This is a genomic window from Iodobacter violaceini (assembly GCF_011601265.1).
GTDB lineage: Bacteria > Pseudomonadota > Gammaproteobacteria > Burkholderiales > Chitinibacteraceae > Iodobacter > Iodobacter violaceini.
The window spans coordinates 1-14,859 of sequence record NZ_JAAOLX010000007.1 but is presented as its reverse complement, the minus strand read 5'-3'; the positions used below and the strand labels follow the sequence as shown (position 1 = coordinate 14,859).

The following is a 14,859-nucleotide window of genomic DNA, read 5'->3' as shown; positions in this document are numbered from 1 at the left end:
TATTTTTTTAATTAATGAAAATATATGATCAATTTTAAGGAAAACACCATGAGCACATCTTACGCACGCCTAGATAAAGACCAAGTTGCCGTTCTTTTGATCGATCATCAAGCAGGATTATTGTCTTTGGTGCGCGATATTGATCCGGATAAATTTAAAAATAATGTGCTGGCTTTGGCTGATCTGGCTAAGTATTTCAAGCTGCCAACTATCTTAACCACGAGCTTTGAAGACGGCCCAAATGGCCCGCTTGTTCCTGAGCTAAAAGAGATTTTTCCTGATGCGCCTTATATTGCCCGCCCCGGCCAGATTAACGCTTGGGATAACGAAGATTTTGTTAAGGCGGTTAAGGCTACGGGCAAGAAACAGTTGTTGATTGCAGGAGTTGTAACCGAGGTTTGTGTTGCATTTCCCGTGTTATCTGCCTTGGCTGAGGGTTATGAGGTGTTTGTTGTGGCAGATGCGTCTGGCACATTTAACGATATTACCCGCCAGGCAGCTTGGGATAGGATGTCTGCAGCAGGAGCGCAACTGACAACATGGTTTGGCGTGGCAGGTGAGCTACATCGTGACTGGCGTAATGATATTGATGGCTTGGGTGCTTTGTTCTCCAAGCATATCCCTGATTATCGTAATTTGATTTCAAGCTATAGCAAGGCCGCTGCAGCTAAGTAATCCTAAAAAAAGGGGGCACTTAATCGTGCCCCCTTCATCGCACTGCAAAATGGGAGTTAACTATGGAAAGCTTGATCGTCGTTACAGCCAAGACGGGGAGAACGCCGTACACCATTTCAGTTTCAGACGAGTCTGGCCATCACTGGCTGGCTGACGAGCCTGTTCAAATGGGCGGGGCCAATGCCGGGCCTTCGCCGGTTCATTTGCTCTTATCCAGCCTGGGGTCTTGTACCGCAATTACTTTGCAAATGTATGCAGAACGTAAGCAGTGGCCGCTTACTGATGTGCATGTTGAGCTGCAATTTAATCCTGATGGCAAGCCTGCACCGCAGCACAGCGTGATCAGCCGCAAGATCACCCTGACCGGGGACTTAAGTGAAGAGCAGCGTGGGCAATTGCTGAAAATCGCCAATGCCTGCCCGGTGCATAAATTGCTGACCGGCACGATTGAAATTAGCAGCAGTTTGAGCGAGTAAGCACTTCACGCTGAGAGGAAGCCTTGGATCAGCACAGATTTCAGGGGCTGAACAGGACGGGGTGGCTGCGGTTATTGGTGGTGGCGGTTGATATTTATTGAGAAAAAGTAGCACTGAATCTACGGCAATTCGCCTGAATCGGGTAAAATCCGCATTAATTCAAGAATCTACAGCAGGGCGCGATGCGCCCTGCTCTGCATTGGTGCCCCGTATGACTGATTCAACTCTTTCCGAAGCGGAAAAAAAACAGCAGTACAATTTTAATAAGCTCGCCAAACGCTTACGCCACAATGTGGGCGATGCGATCAATCATTTCAATATGATTGAGGAAGGCGATAAGGTGATGGTGTGCCTGTCTGGCGGTAAAGACAGCTATACCATGCTGGATATCTTACTGGGATTACAAAAATCTGCGCCGATTAACTTCAGCATTGTTGCGGTTAATTTGGATCAGAAGCAGCCAGGCTTTCCAGAGGATGTTCTACCGGCCTATCTGGCAGGCATTGGCGTTGAATACCGGATCATCGAAGAAGATACCTACAGCATTGTGACGCGGGTGATTGAAGAGGGCAAAACCACCTGTAGCCTCTGTTCACGCTTGCGTCGTGGCATCTTGTATCGCGTGGCGGAAGAAATAGGCGCAACCAAGATTGCCCTTGGCCACCATCGTGACGATATTCTCAGTACGCTGTTTTTGAATATGTTTTATGGTGGCAAGCTAAAAGGCATGCCGCCTAAGCTGGTGTCGGATAATGGTAAGCATGTGGTGATTCGTCCGCTGGCTTACTGTAAAGAAAAAGACATCATTCGCTACGCCGATGCCCGTGAATTCCCCATTATTCCGTGTAATTTATGTGGCTCTCAGCCCAATTTGCAGCGGCAGATTATTGCCGACATGCTGCGCGACTGGGATAAACGATTCCCCGGTCGCCTGGAAACCATGTTTACTGCCATGTGCAATGTAGTGCCTTCGCATCTGGCCGATCCTAAGCGTTATGACTTTGCCAATATCAAGGCCGACGGCCTGCCGCGTGAGGATGGTGATAAGGCTTTTGATAAGGAAGTATTTAGCGATCCGGCGCGTATTTCAATTATGGACAGCCGCAAGCCGATCCAGGTTGAAGCATCCTGTGGAGAAGCATAATGCTGGGCCGACGCACTCCCCGCCGTGGTGGCGATGAAATTATGATCGATGTGTCCGAATCGCAAGGTATTCGTAAACTGCATTTTGGTGCAGATGATACGCAAAGCGCGATGCGGGTATCTGATCCGAACGAAATGATTCTTTCGTATTCGCGCTGCATGTTTGGTTATTTATTGTTTACCGAGTTGCCTAAAACGGCACTTTTGATTGGCCTGGGTGGCGGATCGATTGCTAAATGGGTACATCATAAGCTGGAGAATACCAGGCTGACTTGCGCTGAGCTGCACCCGCAGGTGATTTCGGTGGCCCGCTCAATGTTTTGTCTGCCGCCCGATGATGATCGCTTAGAAGTGTTGTGCACGGATGGTGCTGCCTATGTCTACAATATGGCAGAGGATTCAAGCGATTTGATTATGATGGATGCTTACTCGGCGACAGGCATTGCAGAGCCGCTCGCCACGGTTGATTTTTTCAATGCGTGCAAGCAAAGGCTGACCAATAATGGTGTGCTGGCGGTGAATTTATGGGGTGCCGATCGTCGCTTTAACCATTATTTAGAACGCCTTGGAGAAGTTTTTGAAGGGCGGGTGCTGTGTTTACCTGCAAGGCAGAAGGGAAACGTGATTGCTTTTGCATTTTGTTCGGGGCAGGGCAACCCAACATGGGACAAGCTGGCAGAGCGTGCCAAAGTGCTTGAAACCCAGCTGGGGCTTGAGTTCCCTGAGTTTGTGAGTGATCTGGCCCGGATGAATCCGCACAATGACAGAAAACTATTTATATAAATTCTGCGATTAACTTCCAGTTTGCGAGCAATACCTGTTTCCAAGCAGGGTAGGATGTGGAAAAATCGAGTTAACTAAGCAATTTACGCAGGTAAGGATATGCTCGATCGTGATGGCTATCGGCCTAACGTCGGCATCATCATCATCAACCGGCAAAACCAGGTGTTCTGGGGTAAACGAGTGCGAGAGCATTCGTGGCAGTTTCCGCAAGGCGGTATTAAACAGGGTGAAACACCCGAACAGGCGATGTATCGCGAGCTGATGGAAGAAGTCGGATTAGGCCCTCAGCATGTTGAAATCATTGGCCGCACAAGGGACTGGTTGAAGTACGATGTGCCGACAAACTGGGTTCGCCGCGAATGGCGCGGTACGTACCGGGGGCAGAAGCAAATTTGGTTTTTGCTTCGCCTGACAGGGCACGATTCTGATGTGTGCTTGCGCCGCACTACGCATCCTGAATTTGATGCGTGGCGCTGGACAGAATATTGGTCACCACTGGATTCGGTGATTGAATTCAAGCGTACGGTGTATGAATCTGCCCTTTTTGAACTGACGCGTTTCTTTGAAGAAGCACCTGAGCGTGTGGCTCGCGCCATGCGTTTTTCAGGCCACTAGTGCTTACCCAACGCGGGCTAAGGTTTTTTTAGCCCGCGTATCTCCCTCCGCTCCCATGCCCAATTCCTCCTCCGCTTTTCATACTGAAATGCATTGGCGCTCTTTAGCGCTGCTGAATGCTTTTCGCCTGCTTTCCAATATCGGCATTTTTTGCAGCGTGCTCTGGCTGGCTTATAAGCCGCTGAATGATGTCAGCAGCTGGTATTCATTTCTTGCCCTTGCCGGTGTGGATAGCTTTTTAGCTCTGTTATTTGCTTTAGGTATCCGCCACCGGCGGCCTGGTTTTGAAATACAGCTGAGTATTCAGGTGGCCACGGATGTGCTGTTTATTGTGGGGCTGATGCATTTGTTTGGCGGCTTGCGCAGTGGTATTGGCACTTTGCTGCTGCCTTATCTGGCTGCGGCAGGGCTGATTTCGCGCGGTAGGATGACTTTATTTCATGCCGCAATGGCAAGTATTGCGCTGCTAAGTGAGCAAACCTGGCAAATCTGGCAGGGGAATGCGAGCGCCAGTGATTACTTACCGCCTGCTTTATTATGTGTGGCTTCTTTTGCAGTGGCGTGGCTGGCGCATCGCCTGGCCCGCTTTGCTCAGGCCAGCGAGGCTTTGGCTGAACAGCGTGGAGTTGATCTGGCTAATCTGGGCCAGCTTAATCAGCGAATTTTGCAAGATGTGTCTGATGGCGTTTTGGTAGTGGATGCAAATGGTGTGATCCGCCAGTGTAATGAGCAGGCGATTCGCTTGGCGGGTATGCGGCCAGAAGGGGTGTTATTACATGCAATGCCGGTGATTGCAGTGGCGCTTGCCCGCTGGCGGAGCAATCCCTCAGAGAGCCCCAATTTAATTACTACAGCTTTAACCCGTAAAACACTCAGGCCGCGTTTTATTTCGCTTTCAAATAATTCACATGGCAATGTGCTGATTTATTTAGAAGATTTAGATAAATTGCGCCGGGAGGCTCAGCAACTAAAGCTGGCAGCGCTGGGGCGTTTAACGGCTAATTTGGCGCATGAAATTAGAAATCCTTTGAGCGCAATTACGCATGCGGCACAGTTATTGGGTGAAGAGGCTGAGGATAATGCGCTGATCAGGCGGCTGACCCGCATTATTGATGATAATGGCCAGCGCTTAGAGCGTATGGTGAAAGATGTGTTGGAGCTTAATCGCCGCGATCGCGTGCAAATGACACAAATTAAGCTGGCAGACTGGCTGGCAGTTTTTATTGAGCAATTCAGTATGCAGGAGGAAATTCATGTTGAGCTGGCTTTAGAGTGCCCGGCTCATGCTGAGATCCGTTTTGATCCGGGGCATTTGCATCAGGTGATGTGGAATCTGTCCCGCAATGGCTGGCGTTATTGTGAAAAAAGGGCGGGCAGCCTGAGCTTTAAAGTATGGCGGGAAAACGAGCACTGGGTTCTGGATGTGCGTAATGACGGGCCGCCAGTCGCGGCAGATGCGCAAACACAGTTGTTTGAGCCTTTTTTTACCACGGAAACCAAGGGCACCGGTTTGGGCTTATATATTGCGCGTGAAATTTGTGCTGCCAATGGATCAGTACTGGAATACGTTGCATCGCCTGAAACTGGGACCTGTTTCAGAATTGTGTTTGGCTATACCTACGGGCAAAAAAATTTGATTTAAGCGGATTGTGCTCCCGTCCCCGGAGGGCGGGCCTTTTCTTCTCTGTAATATGGGGTTCTGCCTTGGGCTGATCGCCAGAGTCATTTTAGTACCCTAAAATCTGCGGCTTGTTGTGCGTCAGGAGTGGTAATGGCTAAAAAAATCAATAAAAACAGTAAACGTGTATTGGTGGTGGATGATGAGCATGATCTTGCTGAGCTGCTTGAGCTTACGCTGATCAAAATGGGCTTAGAAGTTGATTGTGCCTATGGCGTTAAGGATGCCTGTGCCCGGCTGGATAACGTAGCGTATGACCTGTGCCTGACGGATATGCGTATGCCGGATGGGGAGGGTCTGGAAATTATTCGCCATATTCAGGATAAAGAAATGGATGTGCCTGTCGCGGTGATTACTGCCTATGGCAGTACAGATAATGCCGTGGCCGCGCTCAAAGCGGGCGCATTTGATTATCTGGCTAAGCCGGTTGCCCTGGATCAGCTGCGTTTATTGGTGAAATCTGCCTTAGCGCTTGACGATATGCCGGCATCCCAGGCGAGTGACCGTCCTTTATTGGGTGAGTCGGCGGCCATGCAGCATACGTTAGAGCTGATTGCTAAATTAGCCAAAAGCCAGGCTCCTGTTTATGTCACAGGGGAGTCCGGCTCAGGCAAAGAACGGGCTGCACGTCTGATTCATGCCAGCTCCAGCCGTGCCAAGCAGCCTTTTGTGGCGGTAAATTGCGGCGCTATCCCGGAAAATCTCATGGAAAGCGAGTTTTTCGGGCATAAAAAAGGGGCTTTTACTGGCGCAAATGAAGACCGGGATGGTTTCTTTCATGCCGCTAATAGTGGCACTTTGTTTTTGGATGAAGTGGCGGATCTTCCGCTTGCCATGCAGGTTAAATTATTGCGGGTTATTCAGGAACGTAAGGTGAGAAAATTAGGCGCCACCGTTGAGGAGGCGCTGGATGTGCGGATTATCTCTGCCACGCATCAAAGTCTGAGTCAGTGTGTGGAAGCGGGGCGTTTCAGGCAGGATTTATATTACCGGCTGAATGTGATTGAGCTGCGTATGCCCGCCTTAAGGGAAATGGGCAGCGATGTTTTAGTGATTGCCCGGCATGTTTTAGCGCGGGTGGCAAAATTAAACGGGCAAAAATTACCTGATTTTGCGCCTGATGCGCTCACTGCACTGCAGCGTTACGATTTTCCCGGTAATGTGCGCGAGCTGGAAAACGTACTGGAGCGGGCTTTGGCGCTGGCCGATGGCCATGCGATTACGGCAGCCGATTTACAGCTCAGCCTGAGTGATCATGAGGTTGAAGAAGGGCTGGATTTGGGGGATAAATTTCCCTTGCAGGATTACCTGGACAGGGTAGAAAAGCAGGTGATTTTAGAGGCGCTTGAAAAAACACGTTTTAATCGTACTCAGGCCGCTAAAATACTGGGCCTCACGTTTCGCAGCCTGCGTTATCGCTTAGACCGGCTGGGAATTCAGTGATTGATGCGTTACCAGGCGCGCCCTACGGACTGTAAGCCGGATAAGGAAGTAAAACATGCATTTTGATGCGCAAGGCTGGTGTAATCAGGCTCGTATTGTGCACAGCCCCAATTGCGATGCCCGCGCTCCCGGGATGGCCGTGGATATGGTGGTGATTCACAATATTCATTTGCCTCCGGGCCAGCCCTTTGGGGGGGATGATATTGAGCGTTTGTTTACGAATTCCCTGGATGCTGGCAAACATCCGTCATATGGTGAGTTGTCTGAGCTACGGGTGTCAGCTCATTTTCTGATTCGTCGCAATGGGGAGTTGTTGCAATTTGTCCCCTGCTCAAAAAGAGCTTGGCATGCCGGTGTTTCCAGCTGGCAGGGGAGGGAGCGTTGTAATGATTTTTCGATAGGCATCGAGCTGGAAGGCTCTGATTTTGTGCCGTTTGAAGCCGCTCAGTATCAGCAGCTAAACGCGCTGCTCAAAGTTTTAGCGGCAGAATACCCAATAGAGCATTTGCTGGGGCACAGCCAGATTGCACCGGATAGAAAAAGCGATCCCGGGCCTTTTTTTGATTGGAGTCGTATTGCACTGCCGCAAGATTTGTCCAAAAAGTCAGCTGTTTTGCAAAAGCCAGCGTTATAATCCGCCGACCTTCTGTTAGGCCACAATAAAATATGTCTTCAGCATCAAGTTTGGATCGCGATCCAAAAAAAATAGCCGGTTTGGCCATCGGAGCGATCGGTGTCGTTTATGGCGATATTGGTACCAGCCCGCTCTATACACTTAAAGAATGTTTTAACCACGCAGAGCTGACTCTGTCTGCTTTTAATGTTCTGGGCATCTTATCCCTGATTTTTTGGGGGCTGATGCTGGTCGTGTCTTTGAAATACGTTGTTTTCATTTTGCGTGCGGATAACCGTGGCGAAGGCGGCGTGTTGTCCCTCATGGCTTTAGCACTGCGCTCTGCAGCCCCCGGGTCAAGAAAATACGCGATCATTGTGGGTCTTGGCCTCTTTGGAGCCGCCCTGTTCTACGGTGACAGCATGATTACCCCTGCGGTATCGGTGCTCTCAGCCTTAGAAGGGATTGGTGTGATTTCGCATCAGCTGGATGCCTATATTATTCCCGTCACCATTATTGTTCTGATTGCATTGTTTATGATGCAGGCAAGGGGCACCGCCAGCATTGGTAAGCTGTTTGGCCCGATTATGTTGGTCTGGTTTACCATCCTTGCAGCGCTTGGTATTTGGAATATCATTAAATCTCCGGACGTGCTGGCTGCGATGAATCCAATTCATGCAGTACATTTTTTTGCGGCAGAGCCCGGTTTGGCTTTTGTGTTGCTGGGGGCTGTGGTGCTGTCTCTGACAGGTGCTGAGGCGTTGTACGCAGATATGGGGCACTTTGGCCGGCCTGCTATCCGCTATGCATGGTTCTTACTGGTGCTGCCTGCGCTGGTCTTAAATTATTTTGGCCAGGGGGCTTTGCTTTTACACAGCCCGGAGGCTATTAAGAATCCATTTTTTCTGATGGCTCCCGCATGGGCTTTAGCGCCGCTGGTGGTGCTGGCAACCTGCGCTACAGTGATTGCATCGCAAGCGGTGATATCCGGTGCGTATTCGATGACCAGCCAGGCTGTGCAGTTGGGCTTTTGCCCGCGTATGGATATCCAGCATACATCCGAGAATGAGATTGGTCAGATTTATATCCCGCAAATTAACTGGTTTCTTCTGGTTTCAGTGATTCTGCTGGTGCTGGCATTCCGCACCTCCAGCAATCTGGCTGCGGCTTATGGTTTTGCCGTAACTTGCACAATGGTCATTACCACGTTACTGGCATTTATTGTGCTGGGGCGTGATGCATCACGAGTGAATCGCTTGCTGATCTGGTTTGTTCTATCGTTCTTGCTGGTCATTGATCTCGCCTTTTTCTCTGCCAATTTACTTAAATTGCACGAAGGCGGCTGGTTCCCGCTGATGATCGGGCTGATGGTGTTTGCTTTGCTGACAACATGGAAGTACGGTCGCAAGCTCTTGAGTGAGCGTATGCACGATGGTGAGCTGCCTCTGGCTGGTTTTGTAGAAGCCCTGGAAGCAAGCCCGCCACAGCGCGTGGAAGGCACTGCTATTTTTATGACGGCGAGTACCGATTCGGTGCCGCATGCTCTTCTGCATAATCTGAAACACAATAAAGTGCTGCACGAGCGCGTGGTGTTTATGACCGTGCTGACAACAGATATTCCTTATGTCGCAGCCAGAGAGCGGGTGGTGGTACGTAAATTAGGTGAGAGCTTCTGCCAGATTATTGCCACATACGGCTTTAAAGAAGAGCCAAGCGTGCCGGCTATTTTGGCTCAGGTAGAGCAATTACAGCCAGAGCTGGTGTTTGACAGCATGCAGACCTCTTATTTCCTTTCGAGGGAAACTATTGTCGAGGCTAAATATCCTGCGATGAGCTGGTGGCGCAGAAATCTCTTCAGCATCATGAGCCGTAATGCAACGCGTGCGACTAACTTCTTTAAGATCCCGCCCAACCGGGTGGTTGAGATGGGGATGCAGGTAGAGATTTAATCGCTCTTTCCTCGCTCAGATCAAAAAAAGCGCGGCCCATGGGCCGCGCTTTTTACTTGCTGCTGATTTGAGGCATAAATGCTCAGATTTCAACTTGTCTGGGTACTGCCGGGTTAATAAACCGCTGGCCGTCGAGCAGCTTTTTATACATTTCAGGATCTTTCCATTCAGCCTGGCACTGCTCTGAAAACACCACATCTTCCAGACGAATAATGCCCATGCGTTCATTGATGGCATCGGCTCGGAAAGCTTGCGCATAGCCGGTATCGGTTTCGTGGGCGATGACGGAGTGGAGAGTGACATCGGCTTCACCATTGGCCATTACTGTCTGCTGCAACAGGGCATCAATAATCACAAAAAACATGCGGGAAAATTGCTCGGCAGATGGCGATACCGGCATCGCAATCCAGCGGGTGGAGAATTGTTTGCACAGGCGGATATATTCCGCGTCGTCTTTATCCCAAAAACACACCGCGTGATCAAAGGCATCGATTACATCGCGGATCGTGCCTTTCATCAGGCCAAAGTCATAAACCATCTGGCCATGATCCAGTGCATTTGCCTCCAGCAGTACTTCAACACGGTAACTATGCCCGTGAATCGAGCTGCGGCAGCGCTCGCTGGAGCAGTTGCGCACGATATGCGCGTTTTCAAATTTAAACAGTTTACGAATTAGCATAATGAATGGCAGGTCAAAGAGTCAGTTCGGTTTCTATCAGATGCAGCGCAGATCAGCAAGGTATTGATCACAATCGCTTTTTGTATAGGTCCACTTAGGAACTTTTTTTAAGTCCATTCATAAGAAATTACTGATTTTTGTAAGAAGTTTTGCGGGGATGGTGTTGCCCATCCGAAGCAACAACCAACGAAAGAATTGGGAAAGTATTTCAAGTGTTTTATCAGGGGTTAACGCTGGCTGCGGCAAGCTCTGTATCAAAAAAACCTCTTTTTTTCTGATTTAAACTACATACGGTGTCGATTGATTACTACATGAACTGAATGTCATTTTCTTTGTTGTATGGTTTTTTTGTTTGAATTGTTAATAAAAATCAGTTTGTTACGTTTCTATGTGTTGGATGGAATTAAAAGAAAAGTGATGGGTCGTGTAGTTTCTGCATATCGGGGCAGAAGCAGTTTGTTTTTTCTGCTGATGTGCAGAGAAGAGGCTATTGACATGGTAAATACGCTGGTGGCTAATCACAGCTACGTATTATTTAGTTGTTTTCAGAAGTATTCTGCGAACGATATTCTTACGTAATTATTACAAAAACAATAGATCCGTATTTGCAGCATCAATACCACTTGATACTGACAGATAACGCCAATTCATAAGATGGATGGAGACTTAAAACTATGTCGCAATTTAGTCGCTTTATGCTGGCGGCCATTCCGGCCGCCTTTGTTGCCGCCCAAGCGTTTTCTGCACCCGCGTGGACGGCTTCCGGTACATATACTGCTGGGCAGACCGTAAGCTATGGTGGGAAAGATTGGAAAGCTAAATGGTGGACTCAGGGCAATGTGCCAGGTGCTGAGCAGTGGGGGCCTTGGGAGTTGATTGCAGGTGGTACACCAACGCCAGCTCCAACACCGGTGCCAACACCAGTACCGACACCAGTTCCAACACCGGTGCCAACACCAGTTCCAACACCTGTGCCAACGCCAGTACCGACACCAGTGCCGACGCCAGTTCCAACACCGGTTCCAACACCAGCACCGACTCCCGCTGGCTGTTTCTTAGCATGGTCGTCAACGACCGCTTATTCGGGCGGCCAAAGTGTGACCTACGCAGGTCGCAACTATAAAGCGCAGTGGTGGACTCAGGGCGATGTGCCGTCCAGCAATGTAGGCGCAGGTAAGCCTTGGCTGGATCTGGGAGCTTGCGGTTCTACGCCTACTCCGGTTCCTACACCAGTACCAACACCGGTCCCTACTCCGGTGCCAACGCCAGTACCAACACCGGTTCCTACTCCGGTTCCTACTCCGGTGCCAACGCCAGTACCAACACCGGTTCCTACCCCAGTGCCAACGCCAGTTCCAACCCCGGTGCCTACTCCAGCTCCAAGTGTTGCTTGTCAGCCTGAAGGTTTGGTCACTGACGTTGCAAATGTGCCTTATTGCGATGTGTACGATGTAAATGGCCGTGAGAAGCTGCCAAACAATATGAAACGCCGCTCTATTGGCTACTTCACTAACTGGCGTAATTCCGGGCCTAATTCTTATCTGGCTGCGGATATCCCGTGGAATGACATTACCCACGTCAATTACGCTTTTGCGCATATTGATAGCAATTGGCAAGTTTCGGTTGGTAACACAGCAGACCCTAAAAACTCCGCAGTCGGCATCACATTCGATGATAAAAAAGGTGATCCTAAATACGCGCTGGATAACAGCCTGCCGTACAAAGGCCACTTTAATATGCTGCACAAAAACGCACCTAAGGGGGTGAAGCTGCTGCTGTCAGTGGGTGGCTGGGCTGAAACAGGCGGTTATTTTAACGATGCCGATGGCCGTACCGTGAGCGGTGGCTACTATGCCCTGACCAACGATGCTGCAACAGGCGCAGTGCGTCAGGACCGGATCGACATTTTTGCTAAGTCGGCTGTTGCCTTCCTGGAAAAATATGGTTTTGACGGGATTGATCTGGATTATGAATATCCAACCTCAATGAATGATGCGGGTAATCCGGAAGACTGGAAGATCGGTAACGCTCACCGTGGTGAGTTGTGGAAAGGCTATATGGCCCTGACCAAAACATTGCGTACTGAGCTGGATAAGGCGGCGGCGGCAAAAGGTAAGTACTACATGCTGACGATTGCGTCCCCATCATCTGGCTATTTATTGCGTGGCATGGAAGCCATGCAGGCTGTTAAATACTTGGATTACGTCAATATGATGACGTACGACTTGCACGGGGCATGGAACCACTTCGTGGGGCACAATGCACCGCTCTACGATACAGGTAAAGATAATGAGATCGCCGATGCCAAGATTTACTCCGGTGGCGATGCGCATTATTACAACTCGCAAGGCTATCTGAATATTGACTGGGCTTATAAATACTTCCGCACCGCGCTTGCTGGTGGTCGTATTAATATCGGTCTGCCTTATTACACCCGTGGTTCGCAAAATGTAGCTGGCGGCACCAATGGTCTGTGGGGTATCTCTGCTCTGGCCGATCAGAAAAAATGTTATCTCGGCACGGGTGGTAATTTAGGTCCGGATGCATTGAGCGCCAAAGCAGGTGCACCTTGCGGTTTAGGTGCTCAGGGGATTGATAATCTCTGGTTCGACCGGGATGCGGATGGCAATGAAATGTATGCAGGGGTTAACCCGCTGTGGCACGTTAATAATCTGCGTGATGGTCTGAGTGCGCCTTACTTTACTCAGTATGGCCATGACCAAAGCCGTCCGGAAGCCAAAGTGCGTGGCACATATCAGGAAAACTACGACGACGTGGCTAAAGCTTCCTGGTTGTGGAATCCAACCACCAAAGTGTTCTTGTCAACTGAAAACGAGCAGTCTTTTGCTGCCAAAGTTCAGTACGCAATTGATCAGGGCGCTGGCGGTATCATGTTCTGGGAAATGGCAGGGGACTACAGCAAGCCATCAGAAAATGGTCTGGGTTATTACTCCATGGGCAGCACACTGACCAAACTGGCAGCAACGAAGATGCGTGCAGCTGCACCTTATGGCACAAAAGCAGGTGATGAGAAGTTTGTTCGTCCGGCAGATTTGCTGGATGTCTCGGTTGATATGGTTGGCTATAAGCCTAAGGGGGATGATAACTATCCACTTGCGATTGGCCTGAAGTTGAAAAACAACTCAACAGTCGACTTAACCGGTGCCAAGGTTTCATTTAATGTTGCACCATCTACACCGTTGATTCCTTCTGAAGTTCAATACCTCAAGCCAAGTGATCCACCAGCAGGCAATGGCGTAGAGAATTTAGTGGATATCTATAGCGGTGGCACCTGGACTGCGACAACCGCCGGTACAAAAACAGGCAATGTGGGGGGGCTGCCAGATGGCTTCCATCGTCTGACCTATGCGATGAAAGAATCAGGCTGGGGTGTAGCAGATTTTAGTGCAGGTAAGACCATCACCATCGGCATGCGCGTATTTATGCCGCTGACTGTGCCAAGCGATATCACCATCACCCTGCCAAATGGCAAAGTGTATGGAATCAAACGCTAAATCAGCTGTGATTTAAGTCCATAAAGTAATAAAAACGCCGCGAGCTATCTCGCGGCGTTTTTTTGTGTACAAAGAATCTTTCTTTGTGGCGCTGATCCACTAGCGGCATTGCTGGCCAATGAAAGAATGCGCCTTTAGCTATGTTGGGAAGCGTACAGAGCATGCTTGCGCTTTCCTATGGGCTGAAATGGTCAGAATTAATCCTCGTTCTGCGCTTGGCCATGATTTATCTTAGGAGCCTTCCATGAGTCGCTTTTCTTTCCCTGTTTCATTCGATACGTCAGCCGAGGCTACGCCGGTTTGGATACGCACGGGTCAGACACAGAATCATCTGACGTGAGTGGAGTTTAGCCTGCGATATCGCGCCAGCTTTCTTGACCCTGGGTATGGGGCTTAAGAATTATTCATTGTCAGCCCCGGCAGTTCTATCTCAGCCAGAGTGCTTATGAGCAAGCACATATAGCTTCGGTCTTTATATTTGAACTTTCCAGAGTCGGCTGACTTATCGACTATGGATCAGATCAGGCGAGTATCCATGCGTGCGCCAAGGTGGTCATCAAGGCAGGGGGCAAGGTAAAAGTAGTTGCGCAAAAAATCGGCAAGGCAGTTATTAAGCGATGGTTCAACCCTTATGGTTGATAGGCAACTCGCAGGTACACCTTCTGTGATGCCCGATGCCATCATCATTTTGTTTGGCGACGATGGTGCAGCAAGACTAAGCAAAGACAACCGCGCCATTGATTTTGTGCGTGATGCATATGTCCACTTAAAGGCAATAGGCGTTGATCATGGTGGCCATGCCTTGTTCAAAGCGGCTGGACTAGCTATCGGCGATGGCATCATTGATCGCCATCTGCCGGATCAATTCATTGCAGCGGCCAAAATTCTGGCAATGTGAACGTGAAGCAAAAGTGAGAATGTCAGAATAAAAGCTGAAAAAGGCCTGCACCAAAGAGGCACTATTTGAATTTATGAAGGCGTTTGGCTGTTTAGTTTGCCATGGTCATGAGTAAAAACGCTGCGGGCTAAGCGCGACGTTTTTGTTTTGCAGAAAATGCGACGTTTTTTGTTGATATTGCTTCTTATCTAAATCAATAACTTAGCGTATTACTACGGTTTTATTGCTTGGTGGTGGTTGACCTGGTACGGCAAGGCCCGTATATTTCGGCCTCTCGCTGCAGCACACACGGAAACGAAGTGATGCAGAAGCAGCGAAACGATCTTTAAAAAAATACAGTCGATGAGTGTGAGTGCTTGATTCGGAAGCGAAACAAGTGCTTGCATTAGTAA

At 49.4% G+C, this 14,859-nt stretch carries 12 protein-coding genes; 11 read left to right on the top strand and 1 reads right to left on the bottom strand.

The window, feature by feature from the left end; genetic code table 11:
- Nucleotides 1-48: 48 nt before the first annotated feature.
- From ycaC to HA050_RS13805, 9 genes are all read left to right on the top strand, one after another.
- Nucleotides 49-675, top strand: a complete 627-nt coding sequence (ycaC, locus tag HA050_RS13845; RefSeq protein ID WP_099399861.1) for an isochorismate family cysteine hydrolase YcaC — start codon at nt 49-51, stop codon at nt 673-675.
- Nucleotides 676-737: 62 nt separating this feature from the next.
- A complete protein-coding gene (locus HA050_RS13840; protein ID WP_166827231.1) occupies nt 738-1,151 on the top strand; it encodes an OsmC family protein in 414 nt (137 codons plus the stop codon).
- Between the two features lie 211 nt (nt 1,152-1,362).
- Nucleotides 1,363-2,295, top strand: coding sequence for a tRNA 2-thiocytidine(32) synthetase TtcA (gene ttcA, locus HA050_RS13835; RefSeq protein ID WP_166827229.1), 933 nt, complete (start codon nt 1,363-1,365; stop codon nt 2,293-2,295).
- Nucleotides 2,295-3,077 carry a fused MFS/spermidine synthase gene (locus HA050_RS13830; RefSeq protein WP_166827226.1) on the top strand — a complete coding sequence of 261 codons (783 nt, stop codon included), beginning with the start codon at nt 2,295-2,297 and terminating at the stop codon, nt 3,075-3,077. The genes ttcA and HA050_RS13830 overlap by 1 nt, the downstream gene beginning before the upstream one ends.
- A 99-nt stretch (nt 3,078-3,176) precedes the next feature.
- Nucleotides 3,177-3,692: an RNA pyrophosphohydrolase gene (locus HA050_RS13825; protein ID WP_099399856.1), complete on the top strand. Its 516-nt coding sequence runs from the start codon at nt 3,177-3,179 to the stop codon at nt 3,690-3,692.
- 55 nt (nt 3,693-3,747) lie between these two features.
- Nucleotides 3,748-5,334 (top strand): sensor histidine kinase, encoded by a 1,587-nt coding sequence (locus HA050_RS13820; protein WP_166827224.1) that lies wholly within the window; start codon nt 3,748-3,750, stop codon nt 5,332-5,334.
- 129 nt (nt 5,335-5,463) lie between these two features.
- Nucleotides 5,464-6,813, top strand: coding sequence for a sigma-54-dependent transcriptional regulator (locus tag HA050_RS13815; protein WP_166827222.1), 1,350 nt, complete (start codon nt 5,464-5,466; stop codon nt 6,811-6,813).
- Between the two features lie 55 nt (nt 6,814-6,868).
- Nucleotides 6,869-7,447, top strand: coding sequence for a 1,6-anhydro-N-acetylmuramyl-L-alanine amidase AmpD (ampD, locus tag HA050_RS13810; RefSeq protein WP_166827219.1), 579 nt, complete (start codon nt 6,869-6,871; stop codon nt 7,445-7,447).
- A 32-nt stretch (nt 7,448-7,479) separates the two neighbouring features.
- Entirely contained in the window at nt 7,480-9,375 is a 1,896-nt protein-coding gene (locus HA050_RS13805; protein ID WP_166827217.1) for a potassium transporter Kup, read from the top strand.
- A gap of 82 nt (nt 9,376-9,457) precedes the next feature.
- Here HA050_RS13805 and HA050_RS13800 read toward each other — a convergent pair whose 3' ends face one another.
- A complete protein-coding gene (locus HA050_RS13800; protein WP_166827214.1) occupies nt 9,458-10,054 on the bottom strand; it encodes a 6-pyruvoyl trahydropterin synthase family protein in 597 nt (198 codons plus the stop codon).
- 674 nt (nt 10,055-10,728) lie between these two features.
- On the opposite strand from HA050_RS13800, the gene HA050_RS13795 reads away from it, so the two are divergent.
- Both HA050_RS13795 and HA050_RS13790 read left to right on the top strand, forming a co-directional pair.
- Complete coding sequence (locus tag HA050_RS13795) at nt 10,729-13,569, top strand: glycosyl hydrolase family 18 protein (protein WP_166827212.1); 2,841 nt, start codon at nt 10,729-10,731, stop codon at nt 13,567-13,569.
- 631 nt (nt 13,570-14,200) lie between these two features.
- Nucleotides 14,201-14,467: a type 1 glutamine amidotransferase family protein gene (locus HA050_RS13790; protein WP_166827210.1), complete on the top strand. Its 267-nt coding sequence runs from the start codon at nt 14,201-14,203 to the stop codon at nt 14,465-14,467.
- Nucleotides 14,468-14,859 lie beyond the last annotated feature (392 nt).